Genomic DNA, 25,443 nt, shown 5'->3' with positions numbered 1-25,443 from the left:
CGCAATTCCCGGCAAAAGGCAAGTGGTGATAATTTCATCGTTGCCTAATTTGCGTCTTGCGGAGCCGTGAGAGATCGTCCTAAGATCGTTTCTGACAGACTATAGCAGTCGGCGAAAAATGCGCCGGTTTGCTCTCGCGCGGTGTTATTCCGGCGTCTGCCCGCCCCCTTTGGTTTTGCCGCTTACTGGAATTTCTTGACATGCATGCAGTGTTCGACGGTCATAATGATGTGCTGCTTCGGTTGTGGCGCAACAGCAAGGCCGGTGGCGATCCGGTGGCTGAATTCAAGAACGGTACCCGCGAAGGCCATATCGACGGTCCGCGTGCACGTGCAGGCGGTCTCGGCGGCGGCATCTGCGCCATCTACATTCCCTCCGGCGATCTGGTCCTGCAGGAGCCGGACGCGCAGGGTCATTACGATACACCGCTTGCGGCGCCGCTCGAACGCCAGCCCTCGCTCGATATTGCGATGGAAAAGGCTGCGATCGCGCTCAGGCTTGACCGTGCCGGCGCCTGGCGCCTTTGCCGCTCGACGGCCGATATCCGCAAGGCCTTTGCCGAGGATATTTTCGCGGCCGTGCTGCACATGGAAGGCTGTGAGGCGATCGGTGCCGATCTCGATGCGCTTGAGGTTTTTTATGCCGCCGGCCTGCGTTCGCTCGGTCCGGTCTGGAGCCGGCACAATATTTTCGGTCACGGCGTTCCCTTCTCCTATCCAATGTCGCCCGATACCGCGCCCGGCCTTACCGATGCCGGTTTTGCGCTGGTCAAGGAGTGCAACCGGCTCGGCATTCTCATCGATCTCGCCCACATCACCGAAAAGGGCTTCTGGGATGTGGCGAAGACCACGAACCAGCCTTTGATCGCCAGCCATTCCAACGCACATGCGCTCACCCCCGTCGCCCGCAATCTTACTGACCGGCAGATGGATGCCATCAAGGAGAGCGGCGGTCTGGTGGGTCTCAACTACGCGGTCACCATGTTGCGGGCGGATGCGCGCGACATTGCCGACACGCCGCTTTCCGACATGGTGCGCCACATCGACTACATGGTGGAGCGTATGGGCGTCGATTGCGTGGCGCTCGGATCGGATTTCGACGGCGCGACGGTACCCGTTGGCGTTGCCGATGCCAGCGGCAACCACAATCTGGTTGCGGCGCTGAAATCGGCGGGCTACGGTGATGGAGAACTTGCTAAAATATGCCGGGAAAACTGGCTGCGCGTCCTATCCCAGGCCTGGCACGAGCCGGCCTGAAGGCAAATAAAAGCGAACTAAATCAATCTCATAACAAAAGGGGAGATCCTATGATCAAATCGCTCAACAAGTCCATGCGTATCCTCAGCACCAGCGCTGCTCTGTCGCTGATGATGCTGTCTGCGCCGCACGCTTTTGCCGCCACGCCGGCCGATACGCTGGTTGAAGGTTTCGCCATCGACGACATCATCACGCTCGATCCGGGTGAGGCATTCGAGCTTTCGGCAGCTGAAGTTACTGGCAACACCTACAGCAAGCTGGTTTCCATCGATCTCAACGACACCTCCAAGGTGATCGGCGATCTGGCCGAGAGCTGGACGACCTCTGAAGACGGTCTCACCTATACCTTCAAGCTGAAGACCGGCCTGAAATTCGCCTCCGGCAATCCGGTGACGGCAGATGATGTTGCCTTTTCCTTTGAACGTGCCATCAAGCTCGACAAGTCGCCAGCATTCCTTCTGACGCAGTTCGGTCTCAAGGGCGACAACGTCACTGAGAAGGCGAAAGCGACGGATGCCAACACCTTCGTACTGACGGTCGACAAGCCCTACGCACCGAGCTTCGTGCTGAACGTTCTGACCGCGACCGTTGCCGCAGTTGTCGACAAGAAGCTGGTGACCGAAAAGGCCAAGCCCGTCACGCCGAGCGCCGATTACAAATACGACACCGATTTCGGCAATGCGTTCCTGAAAACAGGTTATGCCGGTTCCGGCCCCTACAAGATCCTTGGCTGGAAGGCCAACGAAGCCGTCATTCTGGAGGCCAACCCCAACTATTACGGTGAGAAGCCGAAGTTGAAGCGCGTGGTCTATCGTCACATGAAGGAAAGCTCCGGCCAGCGCCTGGCGCTTGAAAACGGTGATATCGACGTTGCCCGCAACCTCGAGCCGGGTGATATGGAAGCCGTTTCCAAGAAGGAAGGCCTTGCCGTCACCTCCGCGCCCAAGGGCACCGTTTATTACTTCAGCCTCAACCAGAAGAACGAGAACCTGAAGAAGCCTGAGGTCGTTGAGGCCTTTAAATATCTCGTCGACTACGACGCGATCGGCGCGACGATCATCAAGGGCATCGGCGAAATCCACCAGACCTTCCTGCCAAAGGGCCAGCTCGGCGCGCTTGACGAGAACCCATACAAGCTCGACGTCGCCAAGGCCAAGGAACTGCTGGCGAAGGCTGGTCTGAAGGACGGCTTCACCGTGACCATGGATGTGCGCAACACGCAGCCGGTGACCGGCATTGCCGAAAGCGTACAGCAGACGCTGGCGCAGGCTGGCATCAAGCTGGAAATCATTCCCGGCGACGGCAAGCAGACGCTTACCAAGTATCGCGCCCGCACGCACGATATCTACATCGGCCAGTGGGGTTCGGACTATTTCGACCCGAACTCGAATGCCGAGACCTTCACGATCAACTACGACAACTCCGAAGAAGGCAAGAACAAGACGCTTGCCTGGCGTAACGCCTGGGACGTTCCGGAGTTGACGAAGGAAACGCAGTCGGCACTTCTGGAAAAGGATAATGCCAAGCGCGCCGCCATCTATCAGAACCTCCAGAAGGAAGTTCTCGAAAAAGGCCCGTTCGTCATCATCTTCCAGCAGACGGAAGTGGCGGGATACTCCGCGAAGCTCAAGGGCCTGAAGCTCGGACCGAGCTTCGACACCAACTATGTCTATACGATCTCCAAGGAATGATCCGGAAGGATCGGTCTCTTGAGCATCGTTGAAGCAAATAGCCGGGCGAGGCAGGGCAAACGCCGTGCCAACGCCCGCGCGAAGGCCATTCTCGGCTTCGCCGTCACCGTCATCACCACCTTTCTGGGGCTGATGGCGGTCACATTTTTCATTGGCCGCGTTGTGCCGATCGATCCCGCACTGGCGATCGTCGGCGACCGCGCGCCTGCGCATGTGGTCGAGCGCGTGCGTGAGCAGCTCGGCCTCAACCTGCCGCTCTGGCAGCAGTTCTTCATCTATCTGAAGCAGGCGCTGTCGGGTGATTTCGGCATCTCAGTCCTCACCACCAACCCGGTGATGGAGGATATCAAGCGGGTTTTCCCGGCAACCATAGAGCTTGCCACGCTCGGCACCATCATCGGCGCCGTTTTTGGCATTCCGCTCGGCGTGCTTGCCGCGGTCAAGCGCGGCAGCTTTGCCGACCAGGTCGTGCGCGTCATCGGCCTTATCGGCTATTCCGTGCCGATTTTCTGGCTTGGCCTCCTGGCGCTGCTGGTGTTTTACGCCCGGTTGCAATGGGTCGCCTATCCCGGCCGGATGGATATCGTCTACGAATTCACCTTTACGCCGGTCACGGGTTTCTTCCTGATCGACGCGATCTGGCAACGGCAATGGGACGTATTGTGGGATCTGTTCCGCCACATCATCCTGCCCGCCTCGCTGCTCGGCTATTTTTCGCTGGCCTATATCAGCCGCATGACGCGTTCGTTCATGCTGAATGAGCTCGCCCAGGAATATATCGTTGCGGCGCGCGCCAAGGGGCTTTCTGAAACGCGCATCATCTGGTTTCACGCTCTGCGCAACGCCGCCGTGCCGCTGGTGACCGTGATTGCGCTATCTTACGCCGGTCTGCTGGAGGGTTCGGTGCTGACCGAAACCATCTTCGCGTGGCCGGGGCTCGGCCTCTACATCACCAATTCCCTGCAGAATGCGGATATGAATGCCGTTCTTGGCGGCACGATCGTGATCGGCGCCATCTTCGTCGGCATCAATCTCTTCTCCGATCTGCTTTACCGGACGCTCGACCCAAGGACGCGCAGCCGATGACGATTTCGACCGATACACTCAAACCCTACAGCCGCGAATGGCTGCTCTCCGACCGGCCTGCCTCGCGCAGGCAGGCACGGCTAGGCCGTGCCTATGTCATCTGGCGGCGCTTTTCGGAAAACCGGCTGGCGCTGCTTGGCCTCGGCATCATCATTGCGCTGCTGCTTGTCGCACTGTTCGCCAATGTGCTTGCACCACACGATCCGGTGCAGGGCGATCTGCGCAATGCCCGGCTTCTGCCTCCGGGGACAGAAGGTTACCTGCTCGGCACTGACGATCAGGGGCGTGATATTCTCTCGCGCCTCATCCACGGTTCGCGGCTGACCCTGTTCGTCGTGCTTCTGGTGGCCATCATCGCCGCACCCATCGGACTCATCGTCGGCACCGTTTCGGGTTATGCCGGCGGCTGGGTGGATGCCGTTCTGATGCGCATCACCGATATCTTTCTGGCCTTTCCGAAGCTGGTTCTGGCGCTTGCGCTGGTGGCCGCACTTGGACCGGGCATTGAAAACGCGGTGCTCGCCATCGCGGTCACCTCATGGCCGCCTTATGCGCGCATCGCGCGCGCCGAAACCATGACCTTCCGCAATTCCGATTTCATCGCGGCGGTCAAGCTCATGGGCGCGTCGCCGTTCCGCATCGTTCTGAAACACGTCATGCCGCTTTGCATGTCGTCGCTCATCGTGCGTGTCACGCTCGATATGGCGGGCATCATCCTCACAGCAGCCGGTCTCGGCTTCCTTGGCCTCGGTGCACAGCCGCCGCTGCCGGAATGGGGCGCGATGATTGCTTCCGGACGCCGCTTCATTCTCGATCAATGGTGGGTTGCCGCCATGCCGGGTATTGCGATCCTGATCGTCAGCCTCGGTTTCAACCTTCTGGGCGATGGCCTGCGCGATGCGCTGGACCCCAAGGAGGCGAACCAATGAGCGCGCCGCTTCTGACCGTCGAGAACCTGCGCGTTTCCTTCCCCACCCGCACCGGGCTGGTGGAGGCGGTGCGTGGCGTCTCGTTCACGCTGGGACGCGAACGCCTTGGCATCGTCGGCGAGTCCGGCTCCGGCAAATCGCAGACCGGCCGCGCCATTATGGGGCTGACCCCGAAAAGTGCGCGCATCGAGGCCGATGTGTTGCGCTTCGGAGATGTCGATCTTCTCGGTGCTTCGGCAAAGGAGCGGCGGCTCATGCGCGGCAAGCGCCTGGCCATGATCCTGCAGGACCCGAAATATTCGTTGAACCCGGTCATGCCCATCGGCCGCCAGATCATGGAAACGCTGCGTACCCATGAAAGCATCGGTTCCGGCGAGGCGCGCCAACGCACGCTCGCCATGCTGGAGGCGGTGCAGATCCGCGATCCCGAGCGCGTGTTCGATCTTTACCCGCACGAGGTTTCCGGCGGAATGGGCCAACGCGTCATGATTGCCATGATGCTGGTATGCGGCCCGGAACTTCTGATCGCCGATGAGCCGACTTCCGCGCTCGACGTGACGGTCCAGCTCGAAGTGCTCGATATTCTCGACAAGCTGGTTCGCGACCGCGGCATGGGGCTGATTTTCGTCAGCCACGATCTGAGGCTGGTGTCGTCTTTCTGCGACCGCGTTCTCGTCATGTATGCGGGCAAGGTCGTTGAGGAGCTGTCTTCTGCCAATCTTAAAGAGGCGAAGCATCCCTATACGCAGGGTCTTTTGAACTGCCTGCCGGAAATTGGCGGCCACCGGCATCCGCTGCCGGTTCTGGAACGCAAGGCGGAGTGGCGCGCATGAGCACGGTTCTTTCTATCAAAGACATGGTGGTCGATTTCGACGGATATATCGCGCTCGACAGCGTCAGCATCGATGTGGCCGAGGGTGAGTCCTTCGGTATCGTCGGCGAGTCCGGTTCCGGCAAGTCGACGCTGCTTCGGGCGATTGCCGGCCTCAACCATTTCGACGAAGGCTCGTTGATGGTGGCCGGTCGCTCCTATTCGAGCAAGCACCGCGACAAGAGCTTCTATAGCGATGTACAGATGGTGTTTCAGGACCCTTACGGTTCCCTGCACCCCCGCCAGACAGTGGATGCGCTGCTGCTGGAACCACTCGTCATCCATGGTCTCGACAATCGCGAGCATCGGATCGCGCGCGCGCTTGATGAGGTGGGTCTCGGCACCGGTTTCCGCTTCCGCTATTCGCACCAGCTTTCCGGCGGTCAGCGGCAGCGTATCGCCATTGCCCGCGCGCTGATCGTCGAGCCGAAGATTCTGCTACTGGATGAGCCGACCTCGGCGCTCGACGCGTCCATCCAGGCGGAAATCCTCAATCTGCTGGAACAGGCCCGCAAGGACCGCAACCTCACCTTCGTTATGGTCAGCCACGATCTCGGCGTCATCAGCCACATGTGCGATCGCCTTGCGGTGATGAAAAGCGGCAAGGTGGTAGAAATGCTGGAGGCGGAAGCGCTGGAAAGCCGCGAGTTTACTGCGGATTATACCAGGCAGCTGCTGGTGGCGAGCGAGGGCTTCAAGCGCGCTTGAGCTGCCGCTATAGTCGGGTCAAGCCCGGCATGACGGACAGTGTCGGCCAAAACAGGGTATCCCGACCATGCAATTGCGCGCATTGATGTATTTCGACGAACTTGTCCGCACCAATTCCATGCGCGCCGCTGCCGAAAACCTGAATGTCGCGCCGACGGCAGTCAGCCGCCAGATCGAGAACCTCGAATATTATTTTGGCTCGCCTTTGGTGGACCGTTCCAGCCGGGGCGTGAAGCTGACGGCGGCGGGGGAATTGCTGGCTGCCCGCGCCGGCAAGACGCTGCGCGAACTCGATCATGTGCACCAGCTGATCGATGACCTGAAGGGGCTTCAGCGCGGCCGGGTCACCGTTTATGCCAATGGCGCGACGGTTGCGAACCTTCTGGCGCCGGTGCTGGCGCAGTTCAGCCTCAAATATCCGCAGTTGCGCTTCGAGGTGCACATCACCAGCGCGCGCCAGGCGATGGAAGCACTGGGTGCAGCCGAAGCGGATCTGGTCGTCAGCCTTTTTGCGCCCAAGGTCTCCGGCGTGAAAGTGCGCTCGCGCACCCGTATCAGTTACGATGCTATCTTTCCGACCGGCCATGCTCTTGCCGCGCAGGCGGAAGTCTCGCTGAAGGAACTGGCCAGCCTGCCGCTTGCCCTGCCGGACAAGAGTTTCGCGGCGCGTCAGGCCTTCGATACGCTGTTTGCCGATGCCGGTATCGAGCTTGATCCCGTCTTTATCACCAGTTCGCTGGAAATGCTGAAGGAACTTGTTCTGGGCCATGCGGCGGCCACGCTGTTGCCTGCCTTGTCGGTAGCGCGTGAAATCCGCAGCGGCCAGATGGTTGCTGTTCCGCTTTCCGGCAAGAAGGGCATCCACACCCAGATCGATCTCTGCGTGGCGCCCGACCGGCAACTATCCTTCGCCGCCTCCAAGCTTGCCGATTTCATCGAGCGTTTCATGCGCGAGGCGACAGCGGGGTAGGGGAATTCGTCAGCCTGGAGAATTGTCCATCCCGGTTGATTTCCATCCGTATTTCCGTGTAGCCATTTCAGCTACACGGAGCACACAAAAATCACGATTGTGTGTGCGCCTGCAACATGACACTCTTTTTGCAACGGGCGGTCTTCGAAAGGCAAAAATGCCTCGGCCGCCAGACAGGGGACAATGATGCCACGCACTTATTTTTCGCAGCCGCTGAAAGTTACGCGGCGCGCCGCGCTTGCGCTTGCACTGGGGACGGCGCTCTGGATGCCGCTTTCGATGACGGACGCCGCGGCCGCGCCAAAGACCGCCTTGACGCTGGGCATGACAGTGGAGCCGACGGGTCTCGACCCGACAATTGCGGCACCCGTCGCCATCGGTCAGGTCAGCTGGCAGAACATATTCGAAGGTCTCGTCACCATCGACCACGACGGCAAGGTGAAACCGCAGCTTGCCGAAAGCTGGGAAATTTCAGCCGATGGCAAGACCTATACGTTCAAGCTGCGCCAGGGTGTTACTTTCCACGACGGCGAGGCCTTCGATTCCTCTGTTGCGAAATTTTCGCTCGACAGGGCGCGCGGTGAAACGTCGGTAAACCCACAAAAACGCTTCTTCACCGCCATCGAGAGCATAGAAACGCCGGATGCCGCGACGCTGGTACTGAAGCTGAAGCAGCCGGCGGGCAGCCTGATCTACTGGCTCGGCTGGCCGGCCTCCGTCATGGTTGCGCCGAAGAGCGCTGACAATAACCGTACCACGCCCATCGGCACCGGCCCGTTCAAGTTCGCAAACTGGGCCAAGGGCGACAAGGTGGAATTGGAGAAGAACGCGGCCTATTGGGACAAGGCGGTGGCGGTGAAACTTGAAAAGGCCACCTTCCGCTTCGTTTCCGATCCGCAGGCGCAGGCAGCGGCACTGAAATCCGGCGATATCGATGCCTTCCCGGAATTCGGCGCGCCGGAACTGATGACGTCCTTCGACGGCGATGCGCGTCTCGGTACCTTCGTCGGCAATACGGAACTCAAGGTCGTGGCTGGCATGAACAATGCCCGCAAACCCTTCAACGACAAGCGCGTGCGCCAGGCGCTGATGATGGCGGTGGACCGCGGCACGGTGATTGAAGGCGCATGGTCGGGTTACGGCACGGCCATCGGCAGCCACTACACGCCGAACGATCGCGGTTACATCGATACGACCGGTGTTCATTCTTACGATATAGACAAGGCAAAGGCGCTTCTTGCCGAAGCGGGTTACCCCGACGGTTTCAGCTTCACGATCAAGGCCCCGCAAATGGCCTATGCCCAGCGGACCTCGCAAATCCTCCAGGCGATGTTGGCCGAAATCGGTGTCACCATGACCATCGAGACCACGGAATTTCCGGCAAAATGGGTGGCGGATGTTTTGAAGGGCGCGGATTACGACATGACCATCGTCGCCCACGCTGAGCCGATGGATATCGATATCTACTCCCGTGATCCCTATTATTTCAACTATAAGAACCCTGCCTTCAACGAGGTCATCGCCAATGTCGAAAAGACGGCGGATGCGGCCGAGCAGGAAAAGCTTTACGGCGAAGCCCAGAAAATCCTCGCCGAAGATGTGCCGGCGCTGTTCTTGTTCGTGATGCCGAAACTCGGCGTCTGGGACAAGAAGTTGAAGGGGTTGTGGGAAAACGAACCCATTCCGTCCAATGTGCTGACGGATGTGCATTGGGAAGAGTGACGTTTGTTGTGAACGGCGAGGCGCATTCCTACCCACCACCTCATTCCCGTGCCTGTCACAGAAATCCAGCCAGCCCAAGTCGTTGGGCTGAAAGGAAACTTTCCGCCGCGCAGGCACGCTTCGGCTGGATCCCAGTGACAAGCACAGGGGTGAGGGAAGAGTGTGCGGGGATGACAATAAATCCATCCGCCACATCCCGAAACGAAACAACGCAAGGAAAGAATGCCAGATGGTTAGCCGTTCTCGTCCGGCGCCTTGCAAGCCTCATCGTCACGCTGTTTGCGGTGTCGCTCATCATCTACATCATCATGGGGCTGTTGCCGGGTGATCCGGCGGCCATCATGCTCGGTACGTCGGCGAGCCCGGATACGCTTCTCGCGCTGCAAAAGCAGATGGGTCTCGATCAGCCCTTGCCATTGCGTTACATCCACTGGCTTGCAGGCGTATTCCGGGGTGATCTCGGACAATCCTACACCTACGGCGTGCCGGTAGCGGGGCTTATTGTCGAGCGGCTTGCCGTCACCCTGCCGCTTGCGCTGCTCGCGGTCTGCCTATCGGTCGCCATCGCCATTCCGCTCGGCGTCGCGGCAGCGAGAAGCCGAAACGGGCCGGTGGATTTCGCAGCCGGGCTGTTTTCCCATGTCGGCATTGCCGTTCCCGGTTTCTGGGTTGGGCTGCTGCTCATCATCGTCTTTTCCACCACGCTCGGCTGGATGCCATCAGGCGGTTTTCCCCGGCTGGCGTCCGAGTTTTTCTGCCGGATTTATCGCGCTTGTGCTTCCAGCCATTGCACTTGCGCTGTCGCAGGCAGGCGTCCTCACCCGCGTCTGCCGCTCGGCAGTACTTGAGGTAATGAACGAGGATTTCGTGCGCACCGCCCGCGCCAAGGGGCTGAGCGAGCGGGTAGCGCTGTGGCGACATGCGGTGCCGAACGCCATGATCCCCGTTGTCACCATGATCGGCCTGCAATTCACCTTCCTGATTGCCGGGGCAGTGCTGGTGGAGAATGTCTTCAACCTGCCGGGCCTCGGGCGGCTTGCCTATCAGGCGTTGACCCAGCGGGATATCGTCGTCATGCAGTCCGTCGTGCTGTTCTTCTCGGCGCTTGTCATCGTCATGAATTTTCTGGTCGATATCGCCTATCTCTTTATCGATCCAAGACTGCGGGCAGGTGCACGATGATGCGACTGATCCGCCGCCGCCCCGCTTTCGTCCTTGGCATCGCCGTCACTCTCTTTCTTGTCGCGGTTGCCCTGCTTTCGCTGGTCTGGACGCCGGTTTCTCCGACGAAGATACAGATTGCCCAGAAGCTGAAATCGCCCTTTGCCTATGGCGGGCTTGGCACCGACCATTTTGGCCGCGATGTGCTGTCCATGCTGATGGCGGGGGCATGGAATTCGCTCTCCACCTCCATCGCCGCCGTTGCGATCGGCGCGCTCATTGGCACGGCGCTTGGCGTATCGGTCGCGGCACTGCGCGGTTTCACTGAAACCCTGGTGATGCGCGCCTGCGATATCATCTTCGCCGTACCGCCGATTTTGTCGGCCATGATGCTCGGCGCGTTCATCGGTACGGGGCGGTTCACCGCCATCATCGCCATTGCCACCTTCATGGTGCCGGTCTTTGCGCGGCTGACGCTGGGTGCGGCCTTGCAGATATGGTCGCGGGAATATGTCACCGCCGCCACCAGCATCGGCCAGAACCGCGCCAAGATCACGCTGTTTCATATCGTGCCGAATATTTCCAACCAGATCATCGTGCAGGTGACCATCCAGCTCGGCCTTGCCATCCTCACCGAAGCGGGACTCTCATTCCTCGGTCTCGGCATGCCTCCGCCGGCCGCCACCTGGGGGCGGATGCTGGCCGATGCGCAGACCTATCTAGGTGCTGCACCCTGGCTTGCCATCATGCCCGGCCTTGCCATTGCGCTCGCGGTCTTCGGCCTCAATCTGCTTGGCGATGGCCTGCGCGACCTGCTGGACCCACGCGATACCAGCTGACCGCTTCAAGCCGATATCGCCCATATTATCTGTTTTCTGACGAGACGAAGCTTATGACCGATCTCATACACCTCAACACGCTCGAAATCCTGGCGCTTTACGGGCAAAAGAAGCTGTCGCCATCGGAATATTGGCAGGCGGTAGAGGCCCGTATCGACGCATTCGAGCCCACGGTGAACGCGCTTTACGCCTATGATCCCGAGGATGCCCGCAAGCAGGCGCTGGCCTCGACGATGCGCTGGCAAAAAGGTGAAACGCTCGGGGCCCTCGATGGGATTCCGGTGTCGCTGAAGGAACTGATCGCCACCAAAGGCCAGCCAGTTCCGCTTGGCACCAAAGCGGTGGAACTGGTGCCGGCTCTGGAAGACGCGCCAGTTGCGGCCCGCTGCCGCGAGGACGGCGCCATCATTTACGCCAAAACCACCTGCCCGGATTACGGCATGTTGTCATCGGGTCTTTCCAGTTTCCACAAGCTCAGCCGCAACCCGTGGGACCCGACACAGAACCCCGGCGGCTCCAGTGCCGGTGCGGCTTCTGCCGGTGCTGCGGGTTACGGCACGCTGCATATCGGTACGGATATTGGCGGCTCGGTGCGGCTACCGGCGGGGTGGACGGGGCTGTTCGGCTTCAAGCCCAGCCAGGGCCGCATACCCGTCGATCCCTATTATACAGGCCGCTGCGCCGGGCCGATGACCCGCACCGTCGTTGACGCCGCCTATGCCATGGCCACGCTTTCCCGCCCGGACTGGCGTGACGGCACCGCGCTGCCGCCCAACGATATCAACTGGATGGACCTCGATATCGACGTAAAGGGCCTGAGGATCGGCCTGATGCTGGATGCCGGCTGCGGCTTGGCTCTGGACGATGAGGTGCGGGATGCTGTTTTGGCGTCCGCAAAGCTGTTCGAAGATGCAGGTGCCATCGTGGTCCCGGTCGAGCCGGTGCTGTCTCGGGACATGCTGGATGGGCTGGATGATTTCTGGCGGGCGAAATTCTGGGGCGATATGGCGGCGCTGAGTGACGAACGACGCGCGGCGATCCTTCCCTATATTCACGAATGGGCGCAGAAGGGCGCTGATGTTTCCGGCGCGCGTGCCGTTTTCGGTTTCAACCAGACCATGGAAATGCGCAAAGCCTGCGGGCGGTTGATGCAGTCAGTTGATGTGGTGATTTCACCCGTCAATCCCGTCGTCTCCTATCCGGCCGACTGGGCCTCGCCCACCAACGACCCCGAGCGACCCTTCGAACATATCGCCTTCACCGTCCCTTGGAACATGTCGGAACAGCCGGCATCCTCGATCAATTGCGGCTTCTCGAAATCCGGGATGCCCATCGGCTTGCAGATCGTCGGCCCGCGTTACGCGGATCTGCTCGTTCTCAAGCTTTCCAACGCCTTCGAGGATTGGGGCGGCGGTGTTCGTCGCTGGCCGGAGCCGCCCAAAGCGCGCTGATCCCGTCTTTATCGGCCCTGTAGTATAGCCATAATACCCGCTTCTCCACCCCTCCTGTTACGGTGCCCCGGGCATTCGAAATGGGAGGAGCAAGCATGCCGAAGAAGATTTTGATGATCACCGGCGATTTCGCCGAGGACTACGAGACCATGGTGCCGTTCCAGACGCTGCTTGCGGTTGGTCACACGGTGCATGCCGTCTGCCCCGGCAAGAAGGCTGGCCAGACGATCGCGACCGCGATCCATGATTTCGAGGGCGACCAGACCTATTCAGAAAAACGCGGCCATAATTTCGCGCTCAACGCAACTTTTGCCGATATCATGGTCGCGGATTACGACGCGCTGGTCATTCCGGGTGGTCGCGCGCCGGAATATCTGCGGCTGAATGCGGATGTGCTTGCCGCCGTGAAGCATTTCTTCGAGGCTGACAAGCCGGTCGCGGCTGTCTGCCACGGTGCCCAATTGCTGGCGGCTGCGGGTGTCCTCAAGGGCCGCACCTGCTCGGCCTATCCGGCCTGCCGCCCCGAGGTGGAACTGGCGGGCGGTACCTATGCCGATATCGCCATCGATGCGGCGGTTACCGACGGCAAGCTGGTGACGGCGCCCGCATGGCCGGCGCATCCGGCATGGCTTTCGCAATTCATGGTGGTGCTCGGCAGATAAGGCCGGCGGAATGGGGCTTTTACCGGTCCCGTTTCCCGTCTATCTTCTGCAGCTTGCTGAGGGAGGACACCATGTGCAAGCTTTTCATCAAGGCAGACCCGACGCTTTGGGAAAGCCATACCCGGTCTTTGCGGATCGATGGCATGGTCACCAGCGTCAGACTTGAAAACTTCTTCTGGACGACTCTGGACGAGATTTCACGCCGCGATGGCATGAACAGCGCGCAGCTCATTGCCAAGCTTTATAATGAATCGATCGATGCCGGGCATGATCTCGGCAACTTCACCTCGTTTTTACGAGTCTGCTGCGGGCGTTATCTGGCCTTGCAGCTTTCCGGCGATATTCCGGCGCGCAGCGACATTCCGATTGCTGCGCTGGATGCAGACAGCATTCTCGACGCGGAAAAGATGAATTATCACTGAGATAAAGGGAAGGGCGCAGCCACCGCGCCCTTCGCCTCAGCTCTTAAGCGCCCTTGGATCAAGCGCATCACGCACGGCGTCGCCGATGTAGTTGACGCTCAGAACCGTCAGCGAGATTGCCAGTCCAGGCCACAGCACGCGCGAGGGCGTCAGCTGCAGGAAGTTGGCGCCATCGAACAACAGCCGTCCCCAGGTCGGAAAGTCGGACGGAAAACCGAGGCCGAGGAAGGACAGCGCCGATTCCGTGATGATGGCCGAGGCGATGCCGAGCGTGGCTGAGACCATGATCGAACTCAACACATTCGGCAGGATATGGCGCAGGATAATGCGGTATTCGCGCATGCCGCTCGATTTCGCCGCCATGATAAACTCCTGGCTTTTGATCGTCAGCACGTCGCCGCGCACGATGCGTGCGGTATGCATCCAGCTGGTTACCCCGATCACGAAGACGATGAGGATGAAGATACCGGTTTCCGGCCCGAAAGCGGCACGCAGCGTATCGCGGAACAGCATGAGAATGACGAGCAGCAGTGGCAGCAGCGGCAGGGCCAGAAAAAGGTCCGTCAGCCGCATAAGCGGCCCGTCAAGTCTTCGGAAATAGCCTGACAGCACCCCCACCAGCGTGCCGAGAAACAGCGCCAGCAGCATGGCGGTGATGCCGACGGCAAGCGAGATGCGCCCGCCCGCCAGCACCTGCGCCAGCATGTCCTTGCCCAGATTGTCGGTGCCGAAGGGATGCGCCAGCGACGGCCACTGGTTGCGTTCCTTCACATTGATGGCATTGGGCGCGACAGTGTGGATATAGGGGCCGACATAGACCGCAAGCAAAATAAAGATGAAAACGAACAGGCCTGCCACGCCGCCCTTGTGGACCCGGAACTGTTTCCAGATATCGGCAAGTGCCGATTGCACAGGCGTGGCGGCGACGGCTGGTGCTGCGAGGGTGGCGTCAGTCATAGCGGATCCTCGGGTCGAGAATGCCGTAAAGCACGTCGGCAATCAGGTTGAAGAGCACGATAAGCACCGCGAAAATGAAGGTCAGCGTCTGCACCAGCGGAATATCCGCACCCTGAACGGCGGTGATCAGCAATTGGCCAAGCCCGTTCACACGGAAAATCTGTTCGGTAATGATGGCGCCGGAAAAGATCGTCGGCACGCCGAGTGCGATGACGGTGACGACGGGTATAAGGCTGTTGCGCAGGACGTGAACGAGCAGAACGGATTTTTCCTTCACGCCCTTGGCACGCGCGGTGCGTACATAGTCCTGATGGAGATTGTCCAGCATCGAGGCGCGCACGAAACGGCTGATCTGCGAGACGTTGTAAAGGGTCAGCACCAGAACCGGCATGAACATCTGTTTGATCTGTGCCACGAGGCTTCCCCAGTCAGTCACCTGCAGATTGGTGTCGTAGACGGAAGGGAACCATTGCAGATAGGAGCTGAAGATGACGACCAGCAGCACGCCGGTGAAGAAGGTGGGAACCGAATAACCCACCATCGAGACGAAGGTGCCGATCTGATCGAAGATCGAATATTGCTTGTAGGCGGAAATGACGCCGATCGGGATCGCCAGAAGCGCGCCGAAGAGATAGGCAAGGCCGACGACCCAAAGCGTTTGCGGCATGCGCTGGATGACGAGATCGACCACCGGGCTGCGCGTTGCCCAGGACAGCACACGCATGCGGCTGCCGTCGCCGATCTGCCAGCCTGTCAGCTTCTCGAACAGGTTCAGCGGTTCATTGATGAAGAATTGCTGCAGCCACAGCATGTAACGGATGAAGAAGGGCTGGTCGAGACCGAGCGAGGCGCGGATCTGCTCGCGCACTTCGGGCGGAATGGTCAGCGGCAGGTCGCCGGTCGGATCATTCGGCGCCAGATCGAGCAGGGCGAAGATGACGAAGCTGATGACGAGCAACGTCGGTACGGCAAAGGCAAGCCGCCGGAGCGTAAAGGTAAACATCGGAAAGTCTCCAGACCGTCAGGGTCTCGCAAAATGAGCGCGGTCCCCCCGTCAGGGGCGACCGCGCATTTGCGGGTTACTTTTTGCGGGACCAATCCGCGACGTTCCAGAGTTCCGAATCCCAGGCGTTCATGCGAACGCCTTCGAGTGTCAGCGAATGCGAGGAGACGCTGCCGCGATGGATGAGCGGAATATGCGCGCCTTCTTCGGTCAGCATATCGTTCAGCTGCTTGGAAATCTCACCGCGCTTGGCAGGGTCTGCGGTCTTGGAGAGTTCGCCCACCAGCTTGTCGAATTCCGGGTTGCAATAACGCGGAATGTTCTGGCCCTGCCAGCCGTTAGCCGGAGCCGGGATCTTGTCGCATAGCCATTCCGCCAGATATTTTTCCGGGTCTGTACCGTCGAAATTGTTGGTGTACATTTCAACATCGGCGAAAAATTTCTGGAAGGTGTCGGGGCTTGCCGGATCGCCGCCGAAGAAGACGGAGGCGCTGACATTGCGCAGTTCGGAAGCAACGCCAATCTGCGACCACATGTCCTTCACCAGTTCCTGCGTGGCCTGGCGAACGGAGTTTGTGGAGGTCTGGTAGAGGAAGGACAGTTTCACACCGTTCTTGGCGCGGATGCCATCGGCGCCCTTTACCCAGCCCGCATCGTCCAGCAGCTTGTTTGCGCCTTCCAGATCCTGTTTCAGGCACCAGCTGTCATTCTTGGTCGAAGCGACGGCTTCCGGGGCCGGCACGATATTGCAGGTCGGCTTGCCTGCCTCGCCATAACCTGCCTCATCGATAGTATCGCGGTCGATTGCAAGCGAGAGCGCGCGGCGCACGGCCGGGTCGGAAAGGGCCGGATGCGGGCCGCCTTCCTTGGTGGAGCGCTTGTCACCCAGCGCAGGATCGGCGTTGTACCAGTTGAGATTGATACGCTCGACCTGCGTGCCGAAGGCAGTTTCCAGCTTGCCCTTGCCGGCAGCTACCATGGTGGCCAGAATTTCCGGCTCCACCTGCATGTTCCAGGCGTAGTCGAATTCGCCGGTTTCAAGAACGGCGCGTGCAGCGGAAGCTGCATCGCCGCCGCCCTTCAGGGTAGCCGTGGCGAAGGCGGGCTTGGCCGGATCGCGATAATTGGGGTTGGCCACGAAGCTGATGACGTCGTTCGGCTTGAAATCCTTGACCACGAAGGGGCCGGTGCCGATGGGGCCGAAATTGGCGGATGTGCAGCCGGGAGCCGCAGCGCCGAACGCATTTTTCAAACTGTTTCTTCTGGATGACAGGCGATTGTGCGCCAACAAATGCGGAGTAGGGGTAGGGCTTCGGTTCGTTGAAGCTGATCTTGATGGTGTGGGCGTCGATCGCCTCGACGTTCTTCACGCCTTCATATTGTGCCGCCTGCGCGCAGCCGCCGTCCGGTGCGATGCAATATTTCCAGGTGAAGATGACGTCGTCAGCGGTAAAGGGCGTGCCATCAGACCATTTGACGTCGCTCTTCAGTTTCCACGTCATGCTGAGCAGATCTTTCGCGATGCCGCCATTGTCGACCGTCGGAATTTCGCTCACCAGCATCGGCACCAGCTCGCCTTTTTCGTCGTAGCGCGCCAGCGGCTCGATCACCATGGACGAGCTGTAGACTTCCTTCGTGCCAGCGGAAAGATATGGGTTGAGTGTCGATACAGCCTGCCAGAAAAGGATTTTCAGTTCGCCGTCACTGCCACGCTCGGCATGGGCGGCAGAGCCTGCCATGGCCAAGGCCGCCACCGTGCTGGCAAAGAGAACGCTGCGCTTCTTCATTGTGATTTTCCCCTTTGAAGATTTTATCTGTTTGAATGTTTGACGCTTTTCCTCAACGTCATTTGCAAGTCTTTTGTTTTAAGTGTTTGACTTTGCTAACGAATATTCTTCCGTTCCTAATGATGCTATTGTCAGTTTTTTTGAAATGCAAGCCCCAAACTCTGATTGATGAACAAAATTTGAGCCGATTGGCTTCGGGCCTATTTTTCACTCATCTAGCGAAATTCATACTTGCAAAAGCAGAAATTCCAAACGCAATATGGTTCCCGACAACCCGGCGGGGAACAAAAAAAGGAAAAATGGGAATGCCGATATTGAACCGTGTGGCCGAGATGCAGGAAGAAGTAGCCGGTTGGAGGCGCCACCTGCACGAGACGCCGGAGCTGCTCTACGACGTCTTCGAAACCTCGAAATTCGTGGCGGAGAAACTCAAATCCTTCGGATGCGATATCGTCGAAACCGGCATTGGCAAGACCGGCGTGGTGGGCATCATCAAGGGGCGGCACGGGGACGGCCCGACCATCGGTTTCCGCTCCGACATGGATGCGCTGCCGATCCTCGAAACCAGCGGCAAGCCCTGGGCTTCCAAGGTTCCGGGCAAGGCCCATTCCTGCGGCCATGACGGGCACACAGCCATGCTTTTGGGCGCGGCGCAATATCTGGCCGAGACCCGTAATTTCAAAGGGTCCGTGGCCGTCATCTTCCAGCCGGCTGAAGAGGGTGGCGCAGGGGCACTTGCCATGCTGAACGACGGCATGATGGAGAAATTCGGCATTTCTCAGGTCTATGGCATGCATAACGAGCCGGGCATTCCGGTCGGCAATTTCGCCATCCGCAAGGGTTCGACGATGGCGGCGGCGGATAGTTTCGAGATCGTCATTACCGGCAAGGGCAGCCATGCGGCGGCCCCCCATCTTTCCGTCGATCCGGTGCTGACCTCGGCCTATATCATCATCGCCCTGCAATCCATCGTCTCGCGGGAAACGGACCCGTTGAAATCGCTGGTCGTCACCGTCGCCACTACCCACGGCGGCACAGCGGGCAATGTCATTCCCGGTTCGGTGACGCTGACCGGCACGGTGCGCACCCTGCTGCCGGAAACCCGCGATTTCGCCGAAAAACGGCTGAAGGAAGTGGCGACAGCCACCGCCATGGCGCATGGCGCGACGGCGGAGGTGAGATACGATCGCGGTTATCCCGTTACTTTTAACCACAATGACGAAACCGAATTCGCAACCAGCGTGGCGGCAGGCGTGGCGGGCGCAAACGCCGTCAACACCAATCCCAACCCGCATATGGGCGCGGAAGATTTTTCCTACATGCTGGAAGCACGCCCCGGCGCCTTCATCTTCATCGGTAACGGCGACACGGCCGGGCTGCACAATGCCGCCTATGACTTCAACGACGAGGCCCTGCCTTACGGCATCAGCTACTGGGTCTCGATGGCCGAAACCGCGCTTGCTGCGTAAGACATCCGGCGGCCTTCATGGCCGCCTTTCGCTTTTCAGGAGATCGGCATGCTTTTGGCGGCAACATCCATGGAACAGACCGGCGGTTCGGTAAGTCCGGTTCTTTCGGTTCAAAATCTGACCACGTCCTTCCGCGTTGATGGCGGCTGGAAATCGGTGGTCCGCAATATGAGTTTCGACATTGCGCCCCGCGAGACGGTGGCGATCGTTGGCGAAAGCGGCTCGGGCAAAAGCGTGACGTCGCTGTCGATCATGCGGCTTCTCGATAAGAAAACGAGCCGCATCGAGGGTAAGGTCATGCTCGGCGGGCGCGATTTGCTGGCACTTCCGGAAGAGGAGATGCGCAAGGTTCGCGGCAAGGACATTTCGATGATCTTCCAGGAGCCGATGACCAGCCTCAATCCGATCTTCCCGATCGGCAAGCAGATCGCCGAAGCGCTGACCGTGCACCAGGATATTTCCTCATCTGCTGCCAAGGCCGAGGTTGTCAGGCTTCTGGAAAAAGTCCGCATTCCCAATGCGAAGAACCGTTTCGACGACTATCCGCACCAGTTTTCCGGCGGCATGCGCCAGCGCGTGATGATTGCCATGGCGCTTGCCTCCAAGCCGAAGCTCCTGATTGCAGACGAGCCGACGACGGCGCTCGACGTGACCATTCAGGGCCAGATTCTCGACCTTATCAAGCAATTGCAGGAAGAGGAGGGCATGTCGGTCCTGTTCATCACCCATGATATGGGCGTGGTGGCGGAAGTGGCTGACCGCACCATCGTCATGTTCCGCGGCGACGTGGTGGAAACCGGCACAACGGACGATATCTTCCATCGCGGGAACCATCCCTATACGCGCGCCCTGCTTTCGGCGGTGCCGAAGCTCGGTTCGATGAAAGAGCGGGTACTGCCCGCCCGTTTTCCGATCATCGATATCAAGACCGGCGAAAGCCAACCGGTCGAAGAGGTCAGGAACACGGTTTCCGGTGGTCGCACGCCCATTCTTTCGGTCCGGGACCTGACGACCCGCTTCGATATCCGCTCCGGTCTTCTCGGTCGCAAGTCCGGTGCCGTGCATGCGGTGGAGAAGGTCTCCTTCGATCTGGCTGAGGGCGAGACACTATCGCTGGTCGGTGAATCCGGCTGCGGCAAGTCCACCACGGGGCGGTCGATCACCCGGCTGATCGAACCGACCTCCGGTAACGTGACGCTCGACGGTTACGAGGTGATGAAACTCGACAAGACGACGTTGCGCACCATGCGCCGCAGCGTGCAGATGATCTTTCAGGACCCCTTCGCCAGTCTCGATCCGCGCATGAGCATCGGGACGGCGATCATGGAGCCCTTCATCGAACACCGGCTTGGACCGAAGGCGCAGGCGCGTGAAAAGGCGGCGGACCTGATGGAGAAGGTTGGCCTCAGCCCGGATATGATGCGGCGCTTCCCGCATGAGTTTTCCGGCGGCCAGCGCCAGCGCATCGCCATTGCCCGTTCGCTGATGCTTGACCCCAAGGTCATCGTTGCCGATGAAGCGGTGTCGGCGCTTGATGTCTCCATCAAGGCGCAGGTCTGTAACCTGCTGCTCGATCTGCAACAGAGCCTCAACCTCGCCTTCCTGTTCATTTCTCACGATATGGCTGTGGTGGAGCGTGTCAGCCATCGTGTCGCGGTGATGTATCTCGGCGAGATCGTCGAAATCGGCCCACGCGCCGCCGTCTTCGATAATCCGCAGCACCCCTATACGAAAAAGCTGATGTCCGCCGTTCCGGTGCCGGATCCGGCCCGGCGCCAGATCAGGCGCAACATGGCAACGGACGAGATCAAAAGCCCGATCCGTCCTGTGAACTATGTTCCGCCGCAACGCCATTACCGCGAGGTTTCGGAAGGGCATCTGGTGCAGGAAGCGGCTTGATATAGAGGAAACTGCGCAGGGATAGGTGCCTCTGTGTTCACAACGTCATCCTGGGTCTTGTGCCGAGGATCTGCCAATGTCTCGTAAATCGGTGCATTGCAGATGCTCGGGACAGGCCCGAGCATGACGGAGGAAATGTTTTGCATCTTCTTTAGAGGTGCCCGGTCCCGCCAAACGCTTCGCTCAGTCGCTGTGCCGTTTGACAGGCGGCCTGAAAAAATGCCAGCAAATGCTCGAGCATAATTCTTAGAGGGCGGCGGCATGGCCAGACGGAACGACGCACATGGACGGCTGGATGATGCGGCGCGTGCTGGCTGGCTTTATTATGTCGCGGGCCGCACGCAGGACGAGATCGCCGCTGCCATGGGCATATCCCGGCAATCGGCGCAGCGGCTGGTATCGCTGGCCGTCGCCGAGCGGTTGATCAAGGTCCGGCTCGATCATCCTATCGCCGCCTGTCTCGAAAAGGCGGAGCGGCTGAAGCAGAAATTCGACCTTAGATATATCGAGGTGGTGCCGAGCGATCCCGCTGGCGTTTCCTCCACGGTCGGCATTGCCGAGGCCGGCGCGGCGGAAATCGAGCGCTGGCTGAAAAATGCCGATCCCATCGTGCTTGCCATCGGCACCGGCCGTACGCTGAAGGCGGCTGTGGACCAACTGCCGCCGATGGAATGTCCGCAGCACCGCATCGTGTCACTGACAGGCAATATCGGGCCGGATGGATCGGCCGCCTATTACAACGTCATCTTCAGTATGGCCGATGCCATCAAGGCGCGGCATTTCCCGATGCCGCTGCCGGTTCTCTGCTCGTCTGCGGAAGAGCGGGAACTGCTGCACGACCAGTCCATGGTGCGCTCCACGCTGGCGCTGGGTGCAGCCGCCAATGTCACCTTCGTCGGCGTCGGCGAACTGGGAGAAAATGCACCGCTCTGCGTTGATGGTTTTCTCGGTGTCGACGAGATGAAGGCCCTGATGGCAAGCGGTGCGATCGGCGAAATCTGCGGCTGGATGTATGATGCCAACGGCCGCATTCTCGACCATTCCGTCAACGAGCGCGTCGCCTCCGTTCCCATTCCGTCCAGAGAGACCTGCACGGTCATCGGCATGGCGCAGGGCGCGCGCAAGAATGCCTCGATTCTCGCGGCACTGAGGGGTGGTCTTTTGAACGGCCTCATCACCGACGAAGCGACAAGTGAATATTTGCTCACACACTGAGCAAATATTAATCCATTAAAATCAATAGTTTGATTTTTCCATGTGCGCCGCAGCACAGGATGTTGCTTGACTTTTTTCGGCTGCGGGTGAGTAAATGCCCCAGAGCAAAGCGAATGCTCATAAATTTCTTCTGGGAGGAAGATATGACATTGAAGACCATTTTGCTGGGCGCATGCTCGGCACTCGCCTTTTCGACCCTTGCTTCCGCCGAAACGCTGACCATCGCCACCGTCAACAACGGCGACATGATCCGCATGCAGGGTCTGACCTCCGACTTCACCACCAAGAACCCCGACATCAAGGTGGAATGGGTCACGCTTGAAGAAAACGTCCTGCGCGAGCGCGTGACGACCGATATCGCCACCAATGGCGGTCAGTACGACATCATGACCATCGGCAACTATGAAGTGCCGATCTGGGCCAAGCAGGGCTGGCTGCTGCCGCTCGAAAAGCTTGGCGACAAATACGACGTGGATGATATTCTGCCGGCGATCCGTGGTGGTCTTTCCAGCGAAGGCAAGCTTTATGCGGCGCCGTTCTACGGCGAATCCGCCATGATCATGTATCGCAAGGACCTGTTTGAAAAAGCCGGCCTGAAGATGCCTGAAAACCCGACCTGGGAATTCATCGGTGACGCTGCCCGCAAGATTACCGATCGCAAGGCGGATATCAACGGCATGTGCCTGCGCGGCAAGGCTGGCTGGGGCGAGAACATGGCCTTCATCAGCGCGCTCACCAACTCCTTTGGCGGCCGCTGGTTCGATGAGAACTGGAAGCCGCAGTTCGATCAGCCGGAATGGAAGAGTGCTCTTCAGTTCTACGTCGATCTGATGAAGGATGCCGGTCCGTCGGGTGCTTCCTCCAACGGCTTCAACGAAAACCTGACGCTGTTCCAGCAGGGCAAATGCGGCATGTGGATCGATGCCACGGTGGCTGCTTCCTTCGTTTCAAACCCGAAGGATTCGACCGTTGCCGACAAGGTCGGTTATGCGCTCTTCCCGACGCATGGCGAGCTGAAGAACCATGGCAACTGGTTGTGGTCCTGGAACCTTGCTATCCCGAAGAGCTCGCAGAAGGCGGATGCCGCCGAGAAGTTCATCTCCTGGGCAACCAGCAAGGAATATACCCAACTCGTCGCTGCCAAGGAAGGCTGGGCAAACGTGCCTCCGGGTACCCGCACCTCGCTTTACAAGAATGCTGACTATGAAAAAGCAGCCGCCTTCGCCAAGCCGACGCTTGCTGCGATGGATGCCGCCGACATCACCAAGCCGACCGTAAAGCCCGTGCCTTACACCGGCGGTCAGTTCGTGGCGATCCCTGAATTCCAGGCGCTCGGCACCACGGTCGGTCAGCTGTTCTCGGCGGTCGTTGCCGGCCAGTCCAGTGTCGACGATGCGCTTGCCAGCGCCCAGTCGACAGCGACGCGTGAAATGACCCGCGCCGGTTACATCAAGTAATCCTCCTGAAGATCGCTGTCCGGCGCCAATGCCGGGCAGCGAACCTTGGGGGCGCAAGCCGCGAGCTGCGCGGCGGCCTTTAAGCCTTTCAAATCAAAACTGGAATGAGCCGGTTCTTCCGGATATGCCGGGGGCATTTCGTGATGCCCGAGCCCATGGGGAGGTTAGTGCAATGGCAACACGAAACACGAGCGGTCTGGCGCGGGTTATGCTTGCGCCTTCGGTGCTGCTTTTGCTGGTGTGGATGATCGTGCCCCTGGCGATGACGCTGTGGTTTTCGTTCCAGAACTACAATCTCCTCAACCCTGCCAATGTCAGCTTTGCGGGCCTGTTCAATTACCAGTATTTCTATACCGATCCGGCCTTCTTCCAGTCGATCTTCAACACGCTTGCCATCGTCGGCGGCGTGCTTCTGATCACCGTCATTGGCGGTATTGCGATTGCGCTTCTGCTTGACCAGGACATCTTCGGTCAGGGCATCGTGCGCATCATGATCATCTCGCCCTTCTTCGTCATGCCGCCTGTTGCGGCGCTGGTGTGGAAGAACATGATCATGCATCCCGGTTACGGCGTGCTTGCCGATCTGTCCCGCTTCTTCGGCCTGCAGCCGGTCGACTGGTTCGCGCAGTTTCCGCTGCTCTCCATCATCATCATCGTCGCCTGGCAATGGCTGCCCTTTGCCACGCTGATCCTGCTCACCGCCCTCCAGTCGCTCGATGGCGAGCAGAAGGAAGCGGCCGAGATGGATGGCGCCAACTTCATCAACCGCTTCATCTACCTGACGCTGCCGCATCTTGCCCGCGCCATCACCGTCGTCATCCTCATCCAGACGATCTTCCTGCTCGGCGTTTACGCGGAAATCCTCGTCACCACCAATGGCGGCCCCGGCTACGCCTCGACCAACCTTGCCTTCCTCATCTATCGCACGGCGCTTCTGGGCTACGACGTCGGCGGCGCATCGGCCGGTGGCATCATCGCCGTCGTGCTCGCCAATATCGTCGCCATCTTCCTGATGCGCGCCGTCGGCAAGAACCTCGACCGTTAAGGAGAAGCGATCATGGCCCGCAAGACAACGACACGCGCAAAGATCGGCTTCACCATCGCGGCATGGGCCGTGGCGCTTTTGCTGTTCTTCCCGATCCTTTACGCCTTCCTCACCTCGATCAAGACCGAGCCGGAGGCGATCGCAGGCTTCAGCCTCATTCCCTCGGGCACACTCGAAAACTACATCACCGTGCAGACCCAGCGCGATTACTTCAAGCCGTTCATGAACTCGGTCGTGCTGTCGCTCGGCTCGACGATCATCGCGCTCATGATCGCCATTCCCGCCGCCTGGGCCATGGCATTCTCGCCGACCAAACGCACCAAGGACATTTTGATGTGGATGCTCTCCACCAAGATGATGCCGGGGGTGGCGGTGCTGGTGCCGATCTACCTGATCTTCCGCAATGCCGGCCTGCTCGATACCCGCATTGGGCTGACCGTCATGCTCACCTTCATCAACCTGCCGATCGTGGTGTGGATGCTTTATACCTACTTCCGCGAAATCCCCGGCGAGATCCTCGAGGCAGCCCGCATGGATGGTGCCTCGCTCTGGAACGAGATCGTGCATGTGCTGACACCAATGGCGGTTCCGGGCATTGCCTCGACGCTGCTCCTGAACGTCATTCTTGCCTGGAACGAATCTTTCTGGACCATCCGGCTGACGACCACCAATGCGGCACCGCTGACGGCCTTCATCGCCTCCTTCTCCTCACCGCAGGGGCTGTTCTGGGCCAAGCTCTCGGCCGCCTCGATGATGGCGATCGCCCCCATTCTCGTCATCGGCTGGTTCTCGCAGAAACAACTCGTGCGTGGCCTCACCTTTGGCGCCGTGAAATAAGGAACG

General features: G+C 59.6%; 20 protein-coding genes and 2 pseudogenes. 19 read left to right on the top strand and 3 right to left on the bottom strand.

All coding sequences use genetic code 11. From position 1 onward, the window contains the following. Positions 1-200: 200 nt before the first annotated feature. From QE432_RS02030 to QE432_RS01970, 13 genes and pseudogenes are all read left to right on the top strand, one after another. Positions 201-1,256, top strand: a complete 1,056-nt coding sequence (locus QE432_RS02030) for a dipeptidase (RefSeq protein ID WP_003518101.1) — start codon at positions 201-203, stop codon at positions 1,254-1,256. Positions 1,257-1,306: 50 nt separating this feature from the next. Next, complete coding sequence (locus QE432_RS02025) at positions 1,307-2,947, top strand: ABC transporter substrate-binding protein (RefSeq protein WP_003518100.1); 1,641 nt, start codon at positions 1,307-1,309, stop codon at positions 2,945-2,947. Positions 2,948-2,965: 18 nt separating this feature from the next. After that, positions 2,966-4,033 (top strand): ABC transporter permease, encoded by a 1,068-nt coding sequence (locus QE432_RS02020; RefSeq protein ID WP_003518099.1) that lies wholly within the window; start codon positions 2,966-2,968, stop codon positions 4,031-4,033. Continuing rightward, entirely contained in the window at positions 4,030-4,962 is a 933-nt protein-coding gene (nikC, locus tag QE432_RS02015; protein WP_003518097.1) for a nickel transporter permease, read from the top strand. Before QE432_RS02020 ends, nikC begins: the two co-directional genes overlap by 4 nt. Then, positions 4,959-5,795, top strand: coding sequence for an ABC transporter ATP-binding protein (locus QE432_RS02010; protein WP_003518096.1), 837 nt, complete (start codon positions 4,959-4,961; stop codon positions 5,793-5,795). The genes nikC and QE432_RS02010 overlap by 4 nt, the downstream gene beginning before the upstream one ends. After that, complete coding sequence (locus QE432_RS02005; RefSeq protein WP_003518095.1) at positions 5,792-6,541, top strand: ABC transporter ATP-binding protein; 750 nt, start codon at positions 5,792-5,794, stop codon at positions 6,539-6,541. The genes QE432_RS02010 and QE432_RS02005 overlap by 4 nt, the downstream gene beginning before the upstream one ends. Before the next feature lie 67 nt (positions 6,542-6,608). Then, positions 6,609-7,511, top strand: coding sequence for a LysR family transcriptional regulator (locus QE432_RS02000; RefSeq protein WP_306623269.1), 903 nt, complete (start codon positions 6,609-6,611; stop codon positions 7,509-7,511). A 186-nt stretch (positions 7,512-7,697) separates the two neighbouring features. After that, positions 7,698-9,233: an ABC transporter substrate-binding protein gene (locus tag QE432_RS01995; RefSeq protein WP_003518093.1), complete on the top strand. Its 1,536-nt coding sequence runs from the start codon at positions 7,698-7,700 to the stop codon at positions 9,231-9,233. Positions 9,234-9,403: 170 nt separating this feature from the next. Further along, positions 9,404-10,415 (top strand): annotated as a pseudogene (locus QE432_RS01990) (ABC transporter permease). Next, positions 10,412-11,233 carry an ABC transporter permease gene (locus tag QE432_RS01985; RefSeq protein ID WP_013762300.1) on the top strand — a complete coding sequence of 274 codons (822 nt, stop codon included), beginning with the start codon at positions 10,412-10,414 and terminating at the stop codon, positions 11,231-11,233. Before QE432_RS01990 ends, QE432_RS01985 begins: the two are co-directional and overlap by 4 nt. Before the next feature lie 53 nt (positions 11,234-11,286). Beyond that, complete coding sequence (locus QE432_RS01980) at positions 11,287-12,684, top strand: amidase (RefSeq protein WP_065658495.1); 1,398 nt, start codon at positions 11,287-11,289, stop codon at positions 12,682-12,684. Between the two features lie 95 nt (positions 12,685-12,779). Beyond that, positions 12,780-13,346: a DJ-1/PfpI family protein gene (locus QE432_RS01975; protein WP_019566944.1), complete on the top strand. Its 567-nt coding sequence runs from the start codon at positions 12,780-12,782 to the stop codon at positions 13,344-13,346. Positions 13,347-13,417: 71 nt separating this feature from the next. Further along, a complete protein-coding gene (locus tag QE432_RS01970) occupies positions 13,418-13,768 on the top strand; it encodes a ribbon-helix-helix domain-containing protein (RefSeq protein ID WP_003518088.1) in 351 nt (116 codons plus the stop codon). Between the two features lie 36 nt (positions 13,769-13,804). Here QE432_RS01970 and QE432_RS01965 read toward each other — a convergent pair whose 3' ends face one another. The 3 genes and pseudogenes from QE432_RS01965 to QE432_RS01955 form a co-directional block, all read right to left on the bottom strand. Then, positions 13,805-14,725, bottom strand: a complete 921-nt coding sequence (locus tag QE432_RS01965; protein ID WP_013762302.1) for an ABC transporter permease — start codon at positions 14,723-14,725, stop codon at positions 13,805-13,807. Next, positions 14,718-15,728 (bottom strand): ABC transporter permease, encoded by a 1,011-nt coding sequence (locus QE432_RS01960; protein WP_003518086.1) that lies wholly within the window; start codon positions 15,726-15,728, stop codon positions 14,718-14,720. The genes QE432_RS01965 and QE432_RS01960 overlap by 8 nt, the downstream gene beginning before the upstream one ends. A gap of 76 nt (positions 15,729-15,804) precedes the next feature. Then, positions 15,805-17,515 (bottom strand): annotated as a pseudogene (locus QE432_RS01955) (peptide ABC transporter substrate-binding protein). A gap of 305 nt (positions 17,516-17,820) precedes the next feature. Between QE432_RS01955 and QE432_RS01950 the strand changes: the two are divergent. From QE432_RS01950 to QE432_RS01925, 6 genes are all read left to right on the top strand, one after another. Then, positions 17,821-18,984, top strand: coding sequence for a M20 aminoacylase family protein (locus QE432_RS01950; RefSeq protein ID WP_003518084.1), 1,164 nt, complete (start codon positions 17,821-17,823; stop codon positions 18,982-18,984). A 48-nt stretch (positions 18,985-19,032) separates the two neighbouring features. Continuing rightward, the gene (locus QE432_RS01945; RefSeq protein WP_003518082.1) at positions 19,033-20,883 is read left to right on the top strand and encodes an ABC transporter ATP-binding protein; all 1,851 of its coding nucleotides are present in this window, start codon (positions 19,033-19,035) and stop codon (positions 20,881-20,883) included. A gap of 261 nt (positions 20,884-21,144) precedes the next feature. Then, complete coding sequence (locus tag QE432_RS01940; protein ID WP_003518080.1) at positions 21,145-22,098, top strand: sugar-binding transcriptional regulator; 954 nt, start codon at positions 21,145-21,147, stop codon at positions 22,096-22,098. 143 nt (positions 22,099-22,241) lie between these two features. After that, positions 22,242-23,555, top strand: coding sequence for an ABC transporter substrate-binding protein (locus tag QE432_RS01935; RefSeq protein WP_003518078.1), 1,314 nt, complete (start codon positions 22,242-22,244; stop codon positions 23,553-23,555). Between the two features lie 172 nt (positions 23,556-23,727). Further along, complete coding sequence (locus QE432_RS01930) at positions 23,728-24,600, top strand: carbohydrate ABC transporter permease (RefSeq protein WP_013761441.1); 873 nt, start codon at positions 23,728-23,730, stop codon at positions 24,598-24,600. 12 nt (positions 24,601-24,612) lie between these two features. Beyond that, positions 24,613-25,437, top strand: coding sequence for a carbohydrate ABC transporter permease (locus QE432_RS01925; RefSeq protein ID WP_003510506.1), 825 nt, complete (start codon positions 24,613-24,615; stop codon positions 25,435-25,437). Positions 25,438-25,443: the final 6 nt, after the last annotated feature.

Origin of the sequence: Agrobacterium sp. SORGH_AS_0745 (assembly GCF_030818995.1) — a bacterium.
In the GTDB taxonomy this organism is placed as follows: Bacteria; Pseudomonadota; Alphaproteobacteria; order Rhizobiales; family Rhizobiaceae; genus Agrobacterium; species Agrobacterium tumefaciens.
The sequence above is the reverse complement of the archived record's forward strand: the minus strand, read 5'-3'. Positions and strand labels throughout refer to the sequence as shown.